The organism is Streptomyces sp. NPDC052299 (assembly GCF_040679335.1).
Taxonomy (GTDB): domain Bacteria; phylum Actinomycetota; class Actinomycetes; order Streptomycetales; family Streptomycetaceae; genus Streptomyces.
Genome location: NZ_JBFAUP010000011.1, coordinates 244,398 through 264,445, shown reverse-complemented (window position 1 = coordinate 264,445; position 20,048 = coordinate 244,398). Strand labels below are relative to the sequence as shown.

Genomic DNA, 20,048 nt, shown 5'->3' with positions numbered 1-20,048 from the left:
GCAGCGACGGCCGAAGGGGACGCCCCGCCATGAGCCCGTTCACCGGTTCCGCACCGCGCACGCAGCACTGGCGCCATCTGCGGGTCACCGTCGAGGACGGCGTCGCGGCCGTCACCCTCGCCCGGCCCGACAAGCTCAACGCCCTGACCTTCGGCGCCTACGCCGACCTCCGCGACCTGCTGGCCGAGCTGGCCCGGGAGCGCACCGTGCGGGCCCTGGTGCTGACCGGGGAGGGACGCGGCTTCTGCTCCGGCGGCGATGTGGACGAGATCATCGGCGCCACGCTCGCGATGGACACCGCCCAGCTGTTGGACTTCAATCGGATGACCGGCCAGGTCGTCCGCGCGGTCCGTGAGTGCCCCTTCCCCGTCGTCGCCTCGGTGCACGGGGTGGCCGCGGGCGCCGGTGCCGTCCTCGCCCTCGCCGCCGACTTCCGCGTCGCCGACCCCACCGCGCGGTTCGCCTTCCTCTTCACCCGGGTCGGGCTCTCCGGCGGCGACATGGGCGCGGCCTATCTGCTGCCGCGGGTCGTCGGCCTCGGTCACGCCACCCGGCTCCTGATGCTCGGCGAACCGGTCCGCGCCCCGGAGGCGGAACGGATCGGCCTGATCAGCGAGCTCACCGACGAGGGCGACGCCGACAAGGCCGCCGCCGCGCTCGCCCGCCGCCTCGCGGACGGGCCCGCGCTCGCCCTCGCCCAGACCAAGGCGCTGCTCACCGCCGAGCTGGACATGCCGCTGGCCGCCGCCGTCGAGATGGACGCCGCGACCCAGGCCCTCCTGATGCATGGCGAGGACTACGCCGAATTCCACGCCGCGTTCACCGGGAAGCGGCCGCCCGCCTGGCGGGGCAAATGACCGGCCCGCGCCGGATCGCGGTCATCGGCGGCGGCCCCGGCGGGCTCTACGCGGCGGCGCTGCTCAAGCGCCTCGGCCCGGACCGCGACATCACCCTCTGGGAGCGCAACGCACCCGACGACACCTTCGGCTTCGGCGTCGTCCTCTCCGACGAGACCCTGGGCGGCATCGAGCACGCAGATCCGGTCGTGCACCGTGCCCTCCAGCGCGAGTTCGTCCGCTGGGACGACATCGACATCGTGCACCGGGGCCACACCCAGACCTCCGGCGGCCACGGCTTCGCCGCGCTCGGCCGCCGCCGGCTCCTGGAGATCCTGCACGAGCGCTGCGCCGGGCTCGGCGTCGACCTCCGCTTCCGTGCGCAGGCCCCGCCCGCCGCCGAACTCGCCGCCACGCACGACCTGGTCATCGCCGCCGACGGCGTGCACAGCACCACCCGCGACGCCCACGCGGACAGCTTCCGGCCCCGGATCACCGGACACCGCTGCCGCTACATCTGGCTCGCCGCCGACTTCGCCCTGAACGCCTTCCGCTTCGAGATCGCGGAGACCGGCTACGGCGTGATGCAGCTCCACGCCTACCCCTTCTCGCGGCACGCGTCGACCGTGATCGTCGAGATGCGCGAGGAGGTCTGGCGCGCGGCCGGCTTCGACGTGCCCGACCCGGCCGAGTCGATCGACCAGTGCGCCAAGGTCTTCGCGAACGCGCTCGGCCACCGCCCCCTGCGCTCCAACAACTCCGCCTGGCTCACCTTCCGTACCGTCGTCAACGAGCACTGGTCGCACGGGAACACCGTCCTCATCGGGGACGCCGCGCACACCGCGCACTTCTCCATCGGCTCCGGCACCAAGCTCGCCGTGGAGGACGCCCTCGCACTCGCCGCCTGCATCGAGGAGCAGCCCTCGCTGCCCGCCGCGCTCGCCGCGTACGAGAGCGAGCGGCGGCCCGTCGTGGACTCGACGCAGCGCGCGGCGGCGGCCAGCCTGCGCTGGTTCGAGGAGCTGGGCACATACGTGGACCAGCCGCCTCGGCAGTTCGCGTTCAACCTCCTCACCCGCAGCCGCCGCGTCACCCACGACAACCTCCGGCTCCGTGACCCCGCGTTCACGGCCGGGGTGGAGGAGGAGGCCGGCTGCCCGCCGGGCACCCCGCCGATGTTCACCCCGCTGCGGCTGCGCGGCCTGGAACTGCGCAACCGCGTCGTCGTCTCGCCGATGGACATGTACTCGGCCACCGACGGCGTCCCCGGCGACTTCCACCTCGTCCACCTCGGCGCCAGGGCGCTCGGCGGCGCCGGGCTCGTCATGACCGAGATGGTCTGCGTCAGCCCCGAGGGCCGCATCACCCCGGGCTGCACCGGCCTCTACACCGACGAACAGGCAGCCGTCTGGACCCGGGTCACCGACTTCGTGCACACCGCGTCCCCGGGCACCGCGATCGGCGTCCAGCTCGGCCACTCGGGCCGCAAGGGCTCCACCAAGCTCATGTGGGAGGGCATCGACCAGCCCCTGGACCACGGCAACTGGCCGGTGACCGCCGCCTCGCCGCTGCCGTACGCGCCCGGGGTCAACCAGGTCCCGCACGCCCTGGACCGGGCCGGTCTGGACGAGGTCCGCGAGCAGTTCGCCGCCGCCGCCCGGCGCGCCGCCGCCTGCGGGTTCGACCTCCTCGAACTGCACTGCGCGCACGGCTATCTGCTCTCCGGCTTCCTCTCGCCGCTCACCAACCGGCGCACGGACGCCTACGGCGGGCCGCTCGCCCACCGCCTCCGCTTCCCGCTGGAGGTCTTCGACGAGGTCCGCGCGCTGTGGCCCGACGACCGGCCGATGACCGTGCGGATCTCCGCCACCGACTGGGCGGAGGGCGGCACCACCGCCGAGGACGCCGTGGAGATCGCCCGCGCGTTCGTCGCGCACGGGGCCGACGCCATCGACGTCTCCACCGGCCAGGTGGTGCCCGACGAGCGGCCCGAGTACGGGCGGTCCTACCAGACCCCGTACGCCGACCGCATCCGCAACACCCTGTGCGTGCCGGTCATCGCGGTCGGCGCGATCTCCTCCTGGGACGACGTCAACTCCCTGCTCCTCGCGGGCCGCGCCGACCTCTGCGCCCTGGCCCGCCCCCACCTCTACGACCCGCACTGGACGCTCCACGCGGCCGCCGAGCAGGGCTACACCGGCCCGGGCGCCCCCTGGCCCCTCCCGTACCGCGCGGGCAGCCGCACCCCGCCGACCGGCCGCACCGACGCCCCGAAGCCGCGCCTCACGCTGGGCTGACGTCCGGGCCGGCCGGCAGGCACTCGTGGCACAGGCACGGGTCCGGATGCGGGGCCGCGTGGTGGGTGTCGCGCCCCAGGCGCGCGACGCGCTCCAGCAGCCCGGCCAGCTCCGCGGCCTCCTCCCGGGTGCGGGGCGCGTGGCCGGGGCACCGCCGGAGCACGGCGGGGGAGTGCACCAACCGGGCCCGGAACGTGTGCAGATGGCGGGTGCCGGTGTCGATGGTGATCCAGTGACCGGTGTGCCGCCCGTGACCGACCGCCGTCAGCTGCTCGTGGCCCATCCCGGCATGGGTGTCCACCACATAGACCTTGGCGCCCGGCCGGAACGCCTTGGTGCCGGAGCGGAACTCCTGGCCCAGCTCCCCGTACCGCCGCCACCGCACGACGTTCGCCGCGACCAGCCAGCGCGGCTCGGGCGCCTCAGCCACGGCCCGGCTCCGCGCCGGCCACCAGCCCGGCCGCGAACTCTGCCCCCGCGTCCCGCAACCGCTCGTGCAGCGCCCGGAACACCTCGGCCGACCTGGCGCCCGGCCACCCGTCGGGCAGCAGCTCCCCGGGCAGCCCCGGATCGGCGTAGGGCACCCGGCGCCACGAGTCCAGCGCGGTGAGATAGTCCCGGTAGGCCGCCTCCGGGTCCGCCGCCGCGTCGCCGCGTGCCTCCCAGGCCCTGAGCACCGGTTCGTGGCGGTCCAGGAAGCCGTGGTGGAGCCGGGCGACCGCGTCCAGGTCCCACCAGCGCGCCACGGCCTCCCGGGTCGCGGAGAAGCCCAGGTGCTCGGCCCGGAACAGATCGACGTACGGGGCGAGTTCCAGGCGTTCCAGGGTGTGCCGGGTCTCGTCGCGCAGCCCGGCCGGAGCGATCCAGACACCGGGGGCGGCGGTGCCGAAGCCGAGCCGGGCGAGCCGCGAGCGCAGCAGGTGCCGCTTGTGGCGCTCCGCCTCGGGCACCGAGAACACCGCCAGCACCCAGCCGTCCGCCAACGGCGGGTCCGGATGGCGGTAGATGCGCCGGTCGCCGTCGTCCAGGAGCTGGCGGGCGTCCGCCGACAGCGCGTACCCCGCCGCCCCGTCCGCCGTGCGCCCGGCGACGAGCAGCCCGCGCCGCTTCAGCCGGGAGACGGACGAGCGTACGGCGGGCGCGTCCACGCCGACGGCGCCGAGCAGCCTGACCAGACCGGCCACCGGCATCGGCCCGTCTCCGGGGGTGCGGCCGTACGCCCCGTACAGGGTGACGATCAGTGAACGGGGGGTGTGCGGTTCGGCCATGTGATCATTCTCGGTCCGGCGCGGGGTCCGCCGCACCGGGTTCGCCCGCGCGGAGCCTGAACCGTTGCAGTTTTCCCGTGGCGGTACGGGGAAGAGCCGGCAGGAAGGTGATGCGGCGGGGGCACTTGTGCGGGGCCAGCTCCGCCCGCATGAACGTGCGCAGCTCGTCCGCCGTCGGCGCGGCGCCCTCCCGCGGCACCACGTACGCCGCCACGATCCGGCCGCGCAGCTCGTCCGCCTGCCCCACCACCGCGGCCTCCGCCACGTCCGGGTGGCGCAGCAGGGCCTCCTCGACCTCGGGGCCCGCGATGTTGTACCCCGAGGAGATGATCATGTCGTCGGCGCGGGCCACGTAGCGGAAGTAGCCGTCCGGGTCGCGCACATAGGTGTCGCCGGTGACGTTCCAGCCGTGCCGTACGTAGTCGCGCTGCCGCTCGTCCGCGAGGTAGCGGCAGCCGACCGGGCCGCGCACGGCCAGCAGGCCCGGCTCCCCGTCCGGCACGGGCGCGCCGTCGGCGTCCACCACCCGGGCCTGCCAGCCGGGGACCGGGACGCCCGTGGTGCCGGGGCGGATCGCGTCGTCGGCGGCCGAGACGAAGATGTGCAGCAGCTCGGTCGCGCCGATGCCGTTGATGATCCGCAGCCCGGTCCGCTCGTGCCAGGCGTGCCAGGTCGCCTCCGGCAGGTTCTCGCCCGCCGAGACACACCGGCGCAGCGCCGACAGGTCGTGCCCGTCGAGCTGGTCCAGCATCACCCGGTACGCGGTCGGCGCCGTGAACAGCACCGAGACGCGGTGCTCGGCCAGGGCGGGCAGCAGCTGCTTCGGGCCCGCCTGTTCGAGCAGCAGTGCCGAGGCGCCCACCCGCAGCGGGAACACCACCAGGCCCCCGAGCCCGAAGGTGAAACCGAGCGGCGGACTGCCCGCGAACACGTCGTCGGGCCCGGGCCGCAGGACGTGCCGCGAGAAGGTGTCCGCAATGGCCAGCACATCCCGGTGCAGATGCATGCACCCCTTGGGGCGGCCCGTGGTGCCCGAGGTGAACGCGATCAGCGCCACGTCGTCCGACGCGGTGTCCACCGCCCGGTACGGCCCCGGCCGGGCGGCCGCCAGCCGCAGCAGGTCGTCCGGCGCCTCACCCCCGTACGCCGTGATCCGCAGCCCGGGCACCTCCGCCCGCGCCAGGTCCTCGACCGACCGCGCGTCGCACAGGGCGTGGCTCACCCGGGCGATCGAGCAGATCGTGGCCAGCTCGGACGCCCGCTGCTGCGCCAGTACGGTGACGGCGACCGCGCCCGCCTTCAGCACCGCCAGCCAGCAGGCGGCGAGACGCGGCGTGGTGGGGCCGCGCAGCAGGACGCGGTTGCCGGGGACGACCCCCAGGTCCGAGGTGAGGACATGGGCGATCCGGTCGACGAGGCCGCGCAGCTCCCCGTAGGACAGCGCCCCGCCGTCCGGTGTGCGAAAGGCGGGGCGGTCGGGGCCCAGGCGGTCGGCCGTGCGGTCCAGGAGCTCGGCGGCGCAGTTGAGCCGGTCCGGGTAGTGCAGCTCGGGCAGGTCGAAGAGCAGGTCCGGCCACTGCTCCACGGGGGGCAGATGCTCCCTGGCGAAGCCGTCGATGTGCGCTGAGGTTTTCGGGTCCATGGTGTTCGGGTCCATGAAGCATCGCTCCCTTGTCGCCCTTGGAGCGTATCGTTTGGGTGACGGTAGTCAACGGTCCGCGATAAAGATGCTCAGGTGCCGTCGAGCTCAGGTGCCATCGATTCGAAAAATCTTTGACCAGATCCGACCAGAGAGGCGCCGGTATGACGGCATTCTCGCTCGATCCGGCACAGACCGCCTGGTGCGAGGAGCTGCGCACCCTGGCCCGTGACCGGCTCGCCCCGCTCGCCGCCGAGGGCGTGCAGGGGCACGTCAACCGCCCGCTGCTCGCCGCCCTCGGCGAGCTGGGCCTCCTCGACCGGCTGTTCGGCTCGGGCGCCCTGGACCTCTGCCTGCTGCGCGAATCGCTCGCCCGGGGCTGCACCGAGGCCGAGACGGCTCTCGCGCTCCAGGGCCTGGGCGCGTTCCCCGTGCTCCGGTCCGGCACCCCCGCCCAGCGCGAACGATGGCTCCCGGGGGTCCGCGCCGGCCGCCAGGTCGCCGCCTTCGCGCTCAGCGAGCCGGGCGCGGGCTCCGACGCGGCGGCCCTCGCGCTCGACGCCGCCCCGGACTCCGGCGGCTGGCGGCTCACCGGCGAGAAGTGCTGGATCTCCAACGCGCCGGAGGCCGACTTCTACACGGTCTTCGCCCGCACGACGCCCGGCGTCCGGGCCCGTGGCGTCACCGCGTTCCTGGTCCCCGCCGACCGCGCCGGGCTGACCGGCACCGCCCTGGACATGCTCTCCCCGCACCCGATCGGGGCCCTCGCCTTCGACGGAGTGCGCGTCACCCCCGACGACCTGCTCGGCGAGCCGGACCGGGGCTTCGCGGTCGCCATGGACACCCTGAACCTCTTCCGCCCCAGCGTCGGCGCCTTCGCCCTCGGCATGGCCCGGGCCGCTCTCGACGCCACCGTGGAGCACACCGCGACCCGGACCGCCTTCGGCGCGCCCCTCTCCGCCCTCCAGGCCGTGTCGCACCAGGTCGCCGAGATGGCCACCCGCACCGAGGCCGCCCGGCTGCTGGTCTACGCGGCCGCCGCCGCCCATGACGCCGGGGAGCCCGGGGTGCCGCGCCGGGCCGCGATGGCCAAGCTGTACGCCACGGAGACCGCGCAGTTCGTCGTGGACACCGCCGTCCAGTTGCACGGCGCCCGCGCCCTGCGCCGGGGCCACCTCCTCGAACACCTCTACCGGGAGGTCCGTGCCCCGCGCATCTACGAGGGCGCCAGCGAGGTCCAGCGCACGATCATCGCCAAGGAGCTGTACGCGAACCGGGAGCCCACCGCATGAGCCCGATCCACCGCATCAACCCGCACGAACTCTCGCCCGCCTCCGGCTTCTCGCACGCCGTCACCGCGACCGGCGGCCGGCTCGTCTTCCTGGCCGGGCAGACCGCCCTGGACCAGCACGGCGAGGTCGTGGGCGGCACCCTGCCCGAGCAGTTCGCGACCGCCCTCGGCAACCTCCTCACCGCCCTGCGCGCGGCGGGCGGCTCCCCGGCCGACCTCGCCCGCGTCACGGTGTACGCCACCGACGTCGCCGACTACCGGGCCAACGCCCCGGAGCTGGGCCGGATCTGGCGGCGGATGGCGGGCCGCGACTACCCGGCCATGGCGGTCATCGGCGCGGCCCGGCTCTGGGACGAACAGGCACGCGTCGAGATCGACGGCATCGCGGTCCTGCCCTGAACGACGACCGCCCCCGCCGGGCCCGGAAACCGGACCCGGCGGGGGCGCGGCGCCTCCATCAGTACGGCTGCACCAGCACGTGCGCCGCGCCCGGGATGCCGATCTTCAGCAGCTCGTCCTCCTCCGGCGTCGTCTCGCCGCCCGTCTCCTGCTTCAGCACCGCGCGGGACATCGCCTGCACCCACATGGCGCGCGGACGGCGACGGGCCTCCCAGACGTCCAGGGCCGCGTCGACGTCCGCCTCGGCGTCCAGCGACTCGGCGAGCACCAGCGCGTCCTCCACGGCCATCGCCGCGCCCTGCGCGATGTGCGGGGTGCTCGCGTGCGCCGCGTCACCGGCCAGGACCACCCGGCCCACGTGCCACGGCTCCTCGACCGTCACCTGGGAGATCCGCGAGTAGACGACCGCCTCGGGACCGGTGACCTCGGCCAGTGCCTCGGCGACCGGTCCCGAGAACATCGCCAGCCGCTCCTTCAGCTGCTCGTGCGCCTTCTCCGGGTCCGGCCGGAAGTCCTCGGCCTCCGCGAAGACCGAGCCCAGGTACATCAGCTCGTCGGTGATCGGGGTCAGCAGCGCCTTCGCGGCCTGGCCCGCCGTGCCCATCACGACACCCCGCACCTGCTCCTGACGGGGCACGGTGACGCGCCAGTTGGCGAAGCCGGTGTACTGGGGGGCGTAGCGGTCCCCGTACAGCCGGGTGCGCAGCGGCGAGCCGATGCCGTCGAAGCCGACGACGAGGTCCCAGCGGCCGGACGAGCCGTCGGAGAGGGTGACGTCGACGCCGCTGCCGTCGTCGGTGAGCTCGGCGACGGTCGCGCCGAACCGGATCTTCGCACCGGCCGAGGTGGCCGCCGCGTTCAGGACGCGGGCGAGCGCGGGGCGGGGGATTCCGTTGTTGGACGGGGCGTCGCCCATGCGCGGCTGCGGTATCTCGGCCAGGGTGTTGCCGGCCGGGTCCGCGATGGTCAGGACCTCCCACTCGAAGCCCGCCGCCAGGCAGTCCTCCAGCACCCCGATCTCCCGCATCACGTGCAGGGCGTTGGACGGCTGGATGATGCCGACGCCGAGGGCGTCGAGCTCGTCGCGGAGCTCGGCCACCTCGACGGTGTGGCCCCGCCGGGCCAGGGCGGTGGCGAGCGTCAGCCCGCCGATGCCGCCGCCGTGGATCAGGACGCGCAGGGGTGTTGCCATGTCGGATCTCTCCAGAGCGAGGAAGTAGGGGGAGGTTGAGGAATGGGACCGGGGTCAGCCCACTGCCACGGGCAGGCTCATCAGGTGGTCGACGAGGGCCAGCAGCACATCCCGGCCGAACGGCCGCTCGCGGACGTCGCCGACCAGGAGCGGCACGTGCGGGTCCAGGTCCAGGGCGGCCCTGATCTCCTCCGTGGTACGGGTGTTGTGCCCGAAGAAGCAGTTGATCGCGACGACGAACGGGATGTCCCGGCTCTCGAAGAAGTCGATCGAGGCGAAGCTGGACTCCAGGCGTCGGGTGTCGGCGATCACGACGCCGCCGAGGGCCCCGTTGACCAGGTCGTTCCACATGAACCAGAAGCGCTCCTGGCCCGGTGTGCCGAACAGGTAGACGACGAGGTCCTGGCTGACCGTGATCCGGCCGAAGTCCAGGGCCACGGTCGTCGTGTCCTTCTGACCGACGCCGGCCAGGTCGTCCACGCCGATGCTGGCCGTGGTCAGAAGCTCCTCGGTGCGCAGCGGGGCGACCTCGCTGACGGCCCCCACAAGGGTGGTCTTGCCGACGCCGAAGCCGCCGGCTATCAGGATCTTGACGGCGGCGGGCGCCGCCTGACTGGTGGTCATCTTGGGTCAGAGTCTCCGGAGTCCGTCGCGAACAGCGGCCAGTACGCCCATGTCGGCGCCACCGGACGCCCGGGCCACCGAGAGCGGGGCCCGGGCGATCAGGAGGCCGGAGGCGACCAGGTCCGCCAGAAGGATCTTGGTCACCGAGACCGGCAGGTCGAGGTCCGAGGCGACCTCGGCGACCGCGGCGGGCCGCCGGCAGCGCTCCAGGATCAGCCGGTGTTCCGGCTGGAGCCGCCCCGGGCGGGCCGCCGCGCCGTGCTCGTCCCGCGGGTCGTGCGCGGTCGTGAGCACGGTGATGAGGGTGAGGTCGTCCCGGTCGGGTGCCGTCCGGCCGCGGGTGATGGTGTACGGGCGCACCATCGTGCCCGCGGCGTCCTCGCCGTCGTCCTCGAATTCCCCCTGCCCGTAAGGCCAGTGGCCGCTCACGCCCGCGGCCTGTCCCCGGCGCCGAAGGCGTCGAAGTCGTCCCGCGCCGGGGTGCTGAGCTTCTGGCCGACCTGGAGGACGAGGTTGTGCATGGCGAGCGACATGATCTCGGCGTCCACCTCCTGGGAGGCGATGACGGCCAGGTGGGTGCCCTGGCCCGCCGAGATGATGAAGAGCCACAGGTCCGCCAGCTCCACGATCACCTGGTGGACGCCGCCGCCGTTGAAGAGCTGGCCCACCCCCCGGGCCAGGCTCTGCTGGCCGGTGCAGATCGCGGCCAACCGCTCGGCGTCGGGCCGCTCGATGGTGCGCGAGTGGCTCACCACCAGCCCGTCGTCCGAGAGCAGGACGGCGTTGATGGTCTCGGCCACCGAGTCGACCAGACCGTCGAGGAGCCAGTCGAGATCCTGGCGAGTGGCGGTAGTGCGTGTCATGTCCGTTCTTCTCTCGTGAGGTCGGGCTGCGTCGGCGGCCCGTCGGTGGCGCGGGCGGCCCGGGAGCGGCGCTGGAACGCTCCGATGGCCGCGCCCGCGCGGTGCGGGGCGGTCCGGGGCGGCGGGTCCTCCGCCCTGACCCGCGGCCGGGCCGCGGCGGCCGGCGCGGCCGGGTCGACCCGCAGCTCGTCGGCGAGGCTGGCCTGACGCACCCGGCGCGGCAACGGCGGCTCCCCGAAGGACGCCCCGGACGGCGTGACCGGAAGGCCCGGTCCCGGCGCGGGCTCGGCAAGCGGCACGGGCTGGGCGGCGTGCCCGGGGGGTCCGGCGTGCCCGCCGTGTCCCGGGTGCCCGGCGGCCGGTTCCGGCTGCGGGGGCAGGGACACGGGGAAGCCGTCCGCGTCCAGTTCGCCCGTCAGATACGTGTCCGTGTAGGGCTGCTGGGGAGCGCCGTACGCCTCCGAGGACTCCGGGTACGCCTGGTGGGCGACCGGGTACTGCCCCTGAGCGGTCATGTACGGCTGCTCGGCGCCCGGGTACCCGCCGTGGTGGGCGGCCTCCTCCGGCGGCGCCCCGCCGTACACGTCGTCCCGCTGCCCGTACGCATGCCCGTCCGCGCCGTCGTACGGCGCATCGGGTGCGGGTGCGGGTGCGGGGGCGGGCTCGGGCGTGCCCGGCGCGTGCAGGGCGGTGACCCCGGCGAGGGCCCTGCCCCGGCCGCGGCTGGGCAGCGCGTCGGTGTCCCGGAGCGGGGCGGGAGCCTGGGCGGGCTCCTCCGGCTCGGGGGCGGGGACGGCCACCGGACCGGCGTGCGGGCCGGGAACGGTGAGCGCGTCCGGGACCAGCACGACGACGCGGGTGCCGCCGAACGCCGAGTGGCGGAACTCCACCCGGAGCCCGTGCTGGTCGGCGAGGCGCGCGATCACGTAGAGGCCGAGGCGGATGTCGTCGGCGTGGGCCAGCACGTCCATCCGGGGCGGCCGGCTCATCAGCTCATTGGCCGCCGCGAGCTGGTCCTCCTCCATGCCGAGCCCGCGGTCCTCGACCTCGATGGCCAGGCCCCGGCTCACCTGGGCGGCCCTGACCTCGACGGGACTGGGCGGCCGGGAGAAGGTGAGGGCGTTCTCGATCAGCTCCGCCAGCACATGGGAGACCGGTCCCACGGCCCGCGCCGCGAGCCACGGCGAACCGTCCAGGTCGAGCACCACGCGCTGGTAGTCCTGCACCTCGCCCTGTGCGGAGCGCATGACGTCCAGCAGCGGTACGGGCTTGCGCCAGCGCCGGTGCGGGGAGCCGCCCGCGAGGATCACCAGGTTCTCCTCGTAGCGCCTCAGGCGCGCGGTGAGGTGGTCGAGGTCGAAGAGGCCGTCCAGCACCTCGGGGTCCTCGTGCTTGCGCTCCAGCTCGTCCAGCTTCTTCAGCTGCTGGCCGATGAGCTGCTGGGTGCGGCGGGCGATGCGCTGGAGCAGCCGCTCGAAGCCCCGGTGCTGGTCGGCCTGGTCGACGGCGGCGCGCAGGGCGCTGGTGCGGGCCAGGTCGAGCGCGTGGCCGAGCTGGGCCAGCTCGTCCGCGGTGCCGGGGTCGCCACCGTCCCCGATCGCCCGGGCCTCGGCCTCGACGTCGATGCGCTCGCCCCTGCCGAGCCGCTCGACCACGTCGGGCAGCGCCTTCTCCAGCTCCTCGGCCCGCTCCTGGAGCCGGCTGATCCGGCGGCGCAGGTTGCGGGAGAGCCGCCAGGTGAACCAGATGACCGCGACGACGGCGGCGAGGCCGACGACCGTGGTCAGAACGACCTTGATGAGGAGGGAGATCACACTGTCCTTGCCCTCCGCGACCACCACGTCGGTGCGGGCCTCCATCAGCTCGACCAGCTGCGGCGTGAGCTCGTCCATCGCGCCGCGCCAGTCGGCCTCCTTCGCGTGGAGGGAGACGGAGCCGGAGGAGTCCGCGCCCGCCGGGCGCAGGACCTGGGTCTCCACCCGGGTCTTGGCCTTCCACGCCGTACCGCCGAAGACCTCCTGCCACTTGGCCTTCTCGTCCGCCGGGAGATAGGGGAGGACCTTCGTCGTGTACTGGAACGACTGGGCGGAGACGGCCTGCCGGACGTCCTGGAGGTCCGCGGCGCCCAGTTCGCCCTTCATCCAGCCCCGCGCGAGCAGGGCGTCCGAGCGGGAGATCATCTCCTTGGCCCAGAACATGTCCACCAACGGCTGCGAGATCGTGGTGATCCGGCCGTTGTCGACATGGCTGAGGGCCGTGAAGAGCCTCAGGTCGACGGCGATCAGGTCCGTGTAATAGCGGTACACGGCCTTCTGCTGGTCGTTGTCGCCCTCATCCACGAGCGCGCGCTGTGCCGGGAGTTGGGTGATCGCCGTCCGGGCCTCGGCGACCGCGTCCCGCACCTCGCCAGGGGCGTCCTCGGTGTCGGTGCCGGACAGCGACTGGAAGCTGGTGATCGCCTTGTCGGTCAGCTTGCGCTGCTTGCGCAGGGCGTCGGTGGCTCCTCCCTTGCGGGCCAGTGCCTCCGCGCTGAGCCGCCGCTCCTCCTGGAGGTTGTAGTACACGATGTTCGACGGCTGGCCGGCCTTCTGGGCCAACTGGCCTTGGGCCGCTTGCTTCTGGAAGTCGAGCAGAGTCTGACCACTGGTGACGGCCCAGAGGGCGGCCAGGGCAACACCGGGGACGACGGCCAGTACGAGCAGGGCCGTCCGCAGCGCCATTGTGGTCGAGCTGCTCCGCCGTGACGCGCGCGTGCGCAGGGCATGCTCCTTGACGTGGTACCGACCTCACGGCCGGTCAAATCCGTTGAGAACCAGGACGGATAGATAGTAGTCACAATGCAAAAAAGAAAAGTAAGTGGGATCACATGTTCAACATGTGGCACGCACATGTTCGCCATGAAGGGGCGAAGCCGCCTGAGTTGTGACCGGGCGCCCGGGGTGCGGCGGGTCGGACGGGGGAAGCGGCGCCGGGGATATATCTGTATTTAGTGCCCTCTGTCCGTTCGGTAGTCCCGCGCACCCCGCAGCCCGCCGCCGCGCCCCGCCGCCCCGCCGTATGACCGCGCTCATCGCCGCCCACTTCGTCCTCGCGGCCTTCGCGCGGCCGCTGGTGCGACGGCTGGGCGCGCGCGCCTTCCTCGTCCTCGCGCTGCCGCCCGGCGCCACCACCTGCTGGGCGTTCACCCGGTGGGAGACGGCCGCCTCCGGCTCGTCCGTGAACTGGTCCTGGGCCTGGATGCCCGACTACGGCGTCTCCGTGGACCTGCGCCTCGACGCGCTCGCCGAACTCATGGTCCTGCTCGCGTCCGGCGTAGGCACCCTCGTCCTGCTGTACTGCGCCTCGTACTTCAGCGACACGACCCCCCGGCTGGCCGGATTCGCCGGGAACCTCCTCGCGTTCGCCGGCGCGATGCTCGCCCTCGTCCTCAGCGACGACCTGATCTCCCTCTACGTCTTCTGGGAGCTCACCACCGTCTTCTCGTACCTGCTCATCGGATACGACAGCGAGCAGCGGCACAGCAGACGCTCCGCCCTCCAGGCGCTGACCGTCACCACACTCGGCGGCCTCGCCATGCTGATCGGCTTCCTGATCGTCGGTCAGGCGGCCGGGACCTACCGCATCTCCGCGATCCTCGCCGACCCGCCCCCGGCGACCACCGCCGTCGAGGCCGGCGTCCTGCTCATCCTGTGCGGGGCCCTGTCCAAGTCGGCGGTCTGGCCGTTCAGCCTCTGGCTGCCCAACGCCATGGCCGCGCCCACCCCCGTCAGCGCCTATCTGCACGCCGCCGCGATGGTCAAGGCCGGGGTCTATCTGGTCGCCCGGCTCGCCCCCGCCTTCGCCGACGTGCCCGGCTGGCGCCCCGTCGTGATGGTCCTCGGTGCCGCGACGATGCTCCTCGGCGGCTGGCGCGCCCTCAGGCTCCACGACCTCAAGATCGTCCTCGCCTACGGCACCGTCAGCCAGCTCGGCTTCCTCACCCTCCTCGCGGGGGTCGGCAACCGCGACGCCGCGCTCGCCGCCGCCGTCATGATCCTCGGCCACGCCCTCTTCAAGGCCCCGCTCTTCCTCGTCACCGGCATCGTGGACCACGCCGCCGGCACCCGTGACCTGCGCAAGCTCTCCGGCGTCGGGCGCGCCCTGCCCCAGGTGTGCGCCGTCGCCGTGCTCGCCGCCCTCTCGATGGCCGCCCTGCCCCCGATGCTCGGCTTCGCCGCGAAGGAGTCGGCGTTCGAGGCGCTGCTGCTCGGCGACGCGGCGGACCGCTGGGCGCTCGGCATCACGGTCGCGGGCTCGGCGCTCACCGTGGCGTACACGGCCCGGTTCATCTGGGGCGGCTTCCTGCGCAAACCCGGGGTCGCCGACACCCCCGTGCACCGGGTCGGCCCGGCCTTCCTCGCCGCCCCCGCCGTGCTCGCCCTCTGCGGGCTCGTCCTCGGCCCCGGCGTCGGCTGGACCGACCGGCTGCTCAGCGCCTACGCGGACGCCTTCCCGGCCCCCGCCCACCCGTACCACCTCGCGCTCTGGCACGGCTGGGGCACCGCCCTCCTCCTCTCCGTCGTCGCCACCCTCGGCGGCGCGGTGCTCTTCGCCGCGCGCGCCCCCGTCGCCCGGCTCTCCCGGCGCATCGCCTGGCCCACCGCCGACGGCGTCTTCGGCCAGCTGCTCCTGGGCCTGGAACGGCTCTCCCTCCAGGCCACCGGCTTCGTCCAGCGCGGCTCCCTCTCCGTGTACCTCGCGACGACCCTGCTGGTGATGCTCGCCGGACAGCTCGCCGTGCTCATCGCCGACCGGCCCTGGCAGGGCGCGCCCCCGCCCCGGCTCTGGGACGTCCCGCTCCAGGGCGCCGTCGCCGCCCTCACCTGCGCGGCGGCCCTCCTCTGCCTCACCGTCAGGCGCCGCATGAAGGCCGTGGTCCTGGCCGGACTCACCGGCTACGGGACCGCCCTGCTGTTCGTCGTCCAGGGCGGCCCGGACCTGGCACTCACCCAGTTCTGCGTCGAGACCGTGTCCATGATCGTGTTCGTGCTGGTCCTGCGGCGGATGCCGGTGCACTTCCAGGAGTCCGTCAGCACCTGGCGGCGGGCCGTGCGCATCCCGGTCGCCCTGGCCGCCGCCGCCACCCTCGGCGTAGTCGTCTGGGTCGCCGCCGCCGCGCGCACCGCGGCCCCGGCGGGCGCCGCCATGGTCGAGGAGACCGCGCACCACGGCCTCAAGGACGTCGTCGCCACCATCCTCGTCGACCTCCGCGCCTGGGACACCATGGGGGAGTCCGCCGTACTCGCCGCCGCCGCGATCGGCGTCACCAGCCTCATCTACCTGCACCGCCGCGCCGAGGGGACGGCGGCGCCCGCCGAGGTACGCGGCCGCACCGCCTGGTCCGTGACCGCCGAGCCGCTGACCGGGGTGCCGCAGGGCGACGAGGGCGCGCCCGAACGCGGCTGGCTGGCGGCGGGCGCCACGCTGGCGCCCGAGCACCGCTCCGTGGTCTTCGAGGTGGTGACGCGGCTGCTGTTCCACCCGATCCTGGTGCTCTCGGTCTACCTGCTGTTCTGCGCCGAGAACATGCCGGGCGGCGGCTTCGTCGGCGGCCTCGTCGCCGGCCTCGCCCTGATCACCAGATACCTCGCGGGCGGCCGCTTCGAACTCGCCGAGGCCGCGCCCCTGCAACCCGGCCTCTTCACCGGGCTCGGCCTGTTCGTCTCGACCGGCGTCGCCGTGTTCGGCCTCTACGACGGAACGGTCCTGCACGCCTGGACCTACCACGGCCACTGGCCGCTCGTCGGCGACTTCGCATTCGGCACCCCGGTCGTCTTCGACTGCGGGGTCTACCTGCTGGTCCTCGGCGTCGTCCTGGACATCGTGCGGGCCCTCGGCGCCAAGATCGACCGGCAGATCGAGCGCGCCGCCGCCGAGAAGGCCCTCGCCCGCCGGGCCGGACCGGAGACCGGGGAGGCCGCACCGTGACCGTCAGCGCCTCGCTCCTGGCCACCGCGACGGTCCTCTGCGCCGTCGGCGGCATCCTCATGCTGACCCGGCCCCTCACCCGCATCCTGCTGGGCGCGGTCATCGCGGGCAACGGCATCAACCTGTTCATCCTGTCCGCCACCGGCCGGGCGGGCCGCGAACCACTGCTGTACGGCGTCGACCTCGGCCGGGTCACCGACCCGCTGCCCCAGGCCATCGCGCTGACCGCGATCGTCATCACCCTGGCCACCACCGCGTTCCTGCTCGCCATGGCCTACCGCGGCCACCAGCTGACCGGCACCGACGAGGTCCACGACGACCTGGAGGACCGCCGCATCGTCCTGCGCGCCGAGGTCCTGGACGAGCGCGACGAGCTGCGCGAGCGGTTCCGGGCCGACGGCGACCGCAGCGCCGAGGCCCGCCGCGCCTACCGCGACGAACGCCGCCGCCTGCGGGCCCGGCTGCGCGCCGACCGGGCCCTCCAGGCCCGGGGCCGCGACGCCACCGGCGACCTGTGGCACGACGTCCTGGGCGCGGACCCGGAGGACTACGCGAAGAGCGCCGAAGCCCCGCCGGGGCCCCGCTCGGAATCCGACTCCGACACGCCGGGAGGCACCGGATGAACGCCCTCGTCCCGCTGCCGGTGCTGCTGCCGCTCTGCGCGACCGGCCTGAGCCTCGCGTTCGGCACCCGGCTCAAGCAGTTCCAGCGCCTCATCAGCGTCGCCGTGCTCACCGCCGTACTCGGTCTCTCGGTCGCCCTGATGATCGCCGCCGACACGGACGGGCCGCTCTCCGTGCACCTCGGGGACTTCGCGCCGCCGCTCGGCATCACCCTGGTCGCCGACCGGCTCTCCGGGCTGATGCTGACGGTCTCCTCCGCCATCACCCTGTGCGTCCTCGTCTACTCCCTCGGCCAGGGCATGGCGGACCGGGACGAGGAGACGCCCGTCGCCGTCTTCCACCCCGCGTACCTGATCCTGGTCGCCGGGGTGTCGTGCACCTTCCTCGCCGGTGACCTGGTCAACCTCTACGTCGGCTTCGAGATCATGCTCGTCGCCAGCTTCGTCCTGCTGACGCTCGGCGGCACCGGTCCGCGCATCCGGGCGGGCTCCACGTACGTGATCATCTCGCTGTTCTCCTCGATGCTCTTCCTGACCTCCATCGCCATGACGTACGCGGCGACCGGCACCGCCAACTTCGCGCAGCTCGCCGAACGGCTGGGCGCGCTCCCGCTGGGCGTCCAGACCCTGATCCAGGCCATGCTGCTGACGGTCTTCGCGATCAAGGCGGCCGTCTTCCCGCTCGCCGCCTGGCTGCCCGACTCCTATCCGACCGCGCCCGCCCCGGTCACCGCCGTCTTCGCCGGACTGCTCACCAAGGTCGGCGTCTACTGCATGCTGCGCACCGAGACCCTGCTCTTCCCCGGCAACCGGCTCGGCGACCTGCTGATGGCGGCGGCCCTCGCCTCGATGATCGTCGGCATCCTGGGGGCCGTCGCGCAGACCGACCTCAAGCGGCTGCTCTCCTTCACCCTGATCAGCCACATCGGCTACATGGTCTTCGGCATCGGCCTCGCCACCCGGGACGCGTACGGCGGCGCGATCGTCTACGTCGTCCACCACATCACCGTCCAGACCACGCTGTTCCTGGTCGCCGGGCTCATCGAACGCCGGACGGGCACCACCGAACTCACCCGGATCGGCGGCATCGCCCGGGCCGCCCCCGCCCTCGCCGTCCTCTTCTTCGTGCCCGCGATGAACCTCGCCGGCATCCCGCCGCTGTCCGGCTTCATCGGCAAGCTGGGCCTCATGCGCGCCGGTGTCGCCGACGGCGGGGTGTGGGCCTGGACCCTCGTCGCCGGGGCGACCGCGACCAGCCTGCTCACGCTGTACGTGATGGCCAAGGTGTGGAACCTCGCCTTCTGGCGGGCCGTGCCCCCGGGCCAGGCCGCCGCCGGCACCGTCCTGGAGTCCGACGACGACAGCGACGACGACGATGCCGACGAGGGCCCGGACCGGATGGCGGGCACCGGCGACGAGGGCGTCCGCGTCCGCCACGAGCCCGCCGGGCTCGCCGTCGCCGCCACGCTCCACGGCCACGCCGTCACCACCACCAGCGTGCTGCCCCGCCCGATGACCTGGGCGACGGCCGCCGCGGTCGGACTCGGCCTCGCCTTCACCGTGTTCGCCGGTCCGCTCACCTCGTACACCGACCGCGCCGCCGCCGAACTCCTGGCCCGCACGCCGTACACCCAGGAGGTGCTGGGCCCGTGAAACGCCTCGTCACCTTCTCCTTCCGGAACAAGGACATGCCGCCGTTCAGCGCCGCGTTCGGCGCCCGGCGCCGGCGGGTGCTCGACCTGCCGCTGATCGCCTGGCTCACCGTCATCTGGGTGCTGCTCTGGTCCAGCCTGAACTGGGCGAACCTGCTGACCGGGGCCGTCGTCGCGGTGGTCGTCTGCCTGGCCTTCCCGCTGCCCAAGGTCGACCTGGGGCTGCGGCTGCACCCCTGGGGCATCCTGCGGCTCGCCGGCTATCTGCTGTACGACATGTACACCTCCGGCGTGAAGGTCACCCGGCAGATCCACGGCGGCCGTTCCCGCCGGGCCGCCGTGATCGCCGTACCGCTGCGGTGCCGTTCCGACCTGATGCTCGCAGCGACCGCGGTCACCGTGTCGAACGTGCCCGACGGCTCCGTCGTGGAGGTCCGCCGCGCCACCGCCACCGTCTTCCTGCACGTCCTGGACGCGGGCGACCCCGCCGAACTGGAAGCCGCCCGGCAGTCCGTCTGGCGCCTGGAGGAGCTGACCGTACGCGCCTTCGGCACCCCCGACGAGATCGAACGGGTCGCCGCTGCGCCCCCGCGGACACCGCACACCGGCCGACCGCCGGGAGACCAGGAGGACGGCCGATGAGCGCCCCCCAGACCGTGGACCGGGTGCTGCTCGTGGCGGCCGTCGTCCTGATCCTCCTCGCCGGTGTGCTGCTGCTCGCGCGCATCTGGCGCGGCCCCTCGATGCTCGACCGGGCCATCGCGCTCGACGTCTGCGCGGCGCTCATCATCGCCGGGCTCGGCGCCAAGTCGGCATTCGCCCGCGACCCCTTCTACTTCCCGATCATGCTGGTCCTCGCCATCCTCGGCTTCACCGGCTCGGTCGGCATCGCGCGCTTCATCGCCGTACGCGACCGGCCGCCGGGCCGTCCGCACCACCCCCGCGAGCGACGGAACGGCGGCTCCGCCTCATGAACGTCTGGCTCCAGATCCTGGACACGGCGGGCGCCGCCCTCGTGCTGCTCGGCGCCGCGATCTGCCTGCTCGGGGTGTTCGGCATGCTGAGACTGCCGGACGTGCTCTCCCGCGGCCACGCGGCGACCAAGCCGCAGGCGCTCGGCATGCTGATCGTGCTCGCCGGGGTGGCGCTGCGGCTGCGCAGCGGCATGGACCTCGCGACGCTCGCGCTGATCGGCTTCTTCCAGATGATGACCGGCCCGGTCGCCGCCCACCTCGTCGCGCGCTCGGCGTACCGGACGGGCCAGGTCGACCACGCGGAACTGCTCTTCGACGACCTGGACCAACAGCTCACCGAGGAGACCTGAGAGACCGGTCATCTCACACCGGCGGCCCGGCCGGTGTGCGACGAGCGTTACCGCCCATGATCGGCCGGTGCCAC

18 protein-coding genes are annotated in these 20,048 nt (G+C 73.6%); 10 read left to right on the top strand and 8 right to left on the bottom strand.

Going from position 1 to position 20,048, the window contains the following annotated elements:
- Positions 1-29 precede the first annotated feature (29 nt).
- The gene (locus tag AB0L33_RS20850) at positions 30-857 is read left to right on the top strand and encodes an enoyl-CoA hydratase family protein (protein ID WP_365683465.1); all 828 of its coding nucleotides are present in this window, start codon (positions 30-32) and stop codon (positions 855-857) included.
- Positions 854-3,133 carry a bifunctional salicylyl-CoA 5-hydroxylase/oxidoreductase gene (locus tag AB0L33_RS20845; protein WP_365683463.1) on the top strand — a complete coding sequence of 760 codons (2,280 nt, stop codon included), beginning with the start codon at positions 854-856 and terminating at the stop codon, positions 3,131-3,133. The genes AB0L33_RS20850 and AB0L33_RS20845 overlap by 4 nt, the downstream gene beginning before the upstream one ends.
- On the opposite strand, the gene AB0L33_RS20840 is transcribed toward AB0L33_RS20845, so the two are convergent.
- Genes AB0L33_RS20840 through AB0L33_RS20830 form a run of 3 tightly spaced genes read right to left on the bottom strand, consistent with a single transcriptional unit; the run spans position 3,120 to position 6,058 of the window.
- Complete coding sequence (locus AB0L33_RS20840) at positions 3,120-3,563, bottom strand: hypothetical protein (protein ID WP_365683461.1); 444 nt, start codon at positions 3,561-3,563, stop codon at positions 3,120-3,122. The genes AB0L33_RS20845 and AB0L33_RS20840 overlap by 14 nt on opposite strands.
- Positions 3,556-4,401 carry a PaaX family transcriptional regulator C-terminal domain-containing protein gene (locus AB0L33_RS20835; protein WP_365683459.1) on the bottom strand — a complete coding sequence of 282 codons (846 nt, stop codon included), beginning with the start codon at positions 4,399-4,401 and terminating at the stop codon, positions 3,556-3,558. Before AB0L33_RS20835 ends, AB0L33_RS20840 begins: the two co-directional genes overlap by 8 nt.
- Before the next feature lie 4 nt (positions 4,402-4,405).
- Positions 4,406-6,058 carry an AMP-binding protein gene (locus tag AB0L33_RS20830; protein ID WP_365683457.1) on the bottom strand — a complete coding sequence of 551 codons (1,653 nt, stop codon included), beginning with the start codon at positions 6,056-6,058 and terminating at the stop codon, positions 4,406-4,408.
- A 146-nt stretch (positions 6,059-6,204) separates the two neighbouring features.
- On the opposite strand from AB0L33_RS20830, the gene AB0L33_RS20825 reads away from it, so the two are divergent.
- Positions 6,205-7,332, top strand: a complete 1,128-nt coding sequence (locus AB0L33_RS20825; RefSeq protein ID WP_365683455.1) for an acyl-CoA dehydrogenase family protein — start codon at positions 6,205-6,207, stop codon at positions 7,330-7,332.
- Entirely contained in the window at positions 7,329-7,730 is a 402-nt protein-coding gene (locus tag AB0L33_RS20820; protein WP_365683453.1) for a RidA family protein, read from the top strand. The genes AB0L33_RS20825 and AB0L33_RS20820 overlap by 4 nt, the downstream gene beginning before the upstream one ends.
- 58 nt (positions 7,731-7,788) lie before the next feature.
- On the opposite strand, the gene AB0L33_RS20815 is transcribed toward AB0L33_RS20820, so the two are convergent.
- The 5 genes from AB0L33_RS20815 to AB0L33_RS20795 are packed head-to-tail and all read right to left on the bottom strand — an operon-like array spanning position 7,789 to position 13,129.
- The gene (locus AB0L33_RS20815) at positions 7,789-8,922 is read right to left on the bottom strand and encodes an FAD-dependent monooxygenase (protein WP_365683451.1); all 1,134 of its coding nucleotides are present in this window, start codon (positions 8,920-8,922) and stop codon (positions 7,789-7,791) included.
- A 54-nt stretch (positions 8,923-8,976) separates the two neighbouring features.
- The gene (locus tag AB0L33_RS20810; RefSeq protein WP_365683449.1) at positions 8,977-9,546 is read right to left on the bottom strand and encodes an ATP/GTP-binding protein; all 570 of its coding nucleotides are present in this window, start codon (positions 9,544-9,546) and stop codon (positions 8,977-8,979) included.
- Positions 9,547-9,552: 6 nt separating this feature from the next.
- On the bottom strand, positions 9,553-9,975 hold the full coding sequence (locus tag AB0L33_RS20805; protein WP_365683447.1) for a DUF742 domain-containing protein: 423 nt from the start codon (positions 9,973-9,975) through the stop codon (positions 9,553-9,555).
- Positions 9,972-10,409, bottom strand: coding sequence for a roadblock/LC7 domain-containing protein (locus AB0L33_RS20800; RefSeq protein WP_018105797.1), 438 nt, complete (start codon positions 10,407-10,409; stop codon positions 9,972-9,974). Before AB0L33_RS20800 ends, AB0L33_RS20805 begins: the two co-directional genes overlap by 4 nt.
- Positions 10,406-13,129: a nitrate- and nitrite sensing domain-containing protein gene (locus AB0L33_RS20795; protein ID WP_365683445.1), complete on the bottom strand. Its 2,724-nt coding sequence runs from the start codon at positions 13,127-13,129 to the stop codon at positions 10,406-10,408. Before AB0L33_RS20795 ends, AB0L33_RS20800 begins: the two co-directional genes overlap by 4 nt.
- 337 nt (positions 13,130-13,466) lie before the next feature.
- On the opposite strand from AB0L33_RS20795, the gene AB0L33_RS20790 reads away from it, so the two are divergent.
- From AB0L33_RS20790 to mnhG, 6 genes are read left to right on the top strand one after another with little or no spacing between them, the layout of a single operon-like run.
- Positions 13,467-16,376: a Na+/H+ antiporter subunit A gene (locus AB0L33_RS20790; RefSeq protein ID WP_365683443.1), complete on the top strand. Its 2,910-nt coding sequence runs from the start codon at positions 13,467-13,469 to the stop codon at positions 16,374-16,376.
- Positions 16,373-16,999, top strand: a complete 627-nt coding sequence (locus tag AB0L33_RS20785) for a Na(+)/H(+) antiporter subunit C (RefSeq protein WP_365683441.1) — start codon at positions 16,373-16,375, stop codon at positions 16,997-16,999. The genes AB0L33_RS20790 and AB0L33_RS20785 overlap by 4 nt, the downstream gene beginning before the upstream one ends.
- On the top strand, positions 16,996-18,651 hold the full coding sequence (locus AB0L33_RS20780) for a Na+/H+ antiporter subunit D (RefSeq protein ID WP_365683439.1): 1,656 nt from the start codon (positions 16,996-16,998) through the stop codon (positions 18,649-18,651). The genes AB0L33_RS20785 and AB0L33_RS20780 overlap by 4 nt, the downstream gene beginning before the upstream one ends.
- Positions 18,648-19,292 carry a Na+/H+ antiporter subunit E gene (locus AB0L33_RS20775; protein WP_365683437.1) on the top strand — a complete coding sequence of 215 codons (645 nt, stop codon included), beginning with the start codon at positions 18,648-18,650 and terminating at the stop codon, positions 19,290-19,292. Before AB0L33_RS20780 ends, AB0L33_RS20775 begins: the two co-directional genes overlap by 4 nt.
- A complete protein-coding gene (locus tag AB0L33_RS20770) occupies positions 19,289-19,624 on the top strand; it encodes an MrpF/PhaF family protein (protein WP_365683435.1) in 336 nt (111 codons plus the stop codon). The genes AB0L33_RS20775 and AB0L33_RS20770 overlap by 4 nt, the downstream gene beginning before the upstream one ends.
- On the top strand, positions 19,621-19,974 hold the full coding sequence (gene mnhG / locus AB0L33_RS20765) for a monovalent cation/H(+) antiporter subunit G (RefSeq protein WP_365683433.1): 354 nt from the start codon (positions 19,621-19,623) through the stop codon (positions 19,972-19,974). Before AB0L33_RS20770 ends, mnhG begins: the two co-directional genes overlap by 4 nt.
- Positions 19,975-20,048 lie beyond the last annotated feature (74 nt).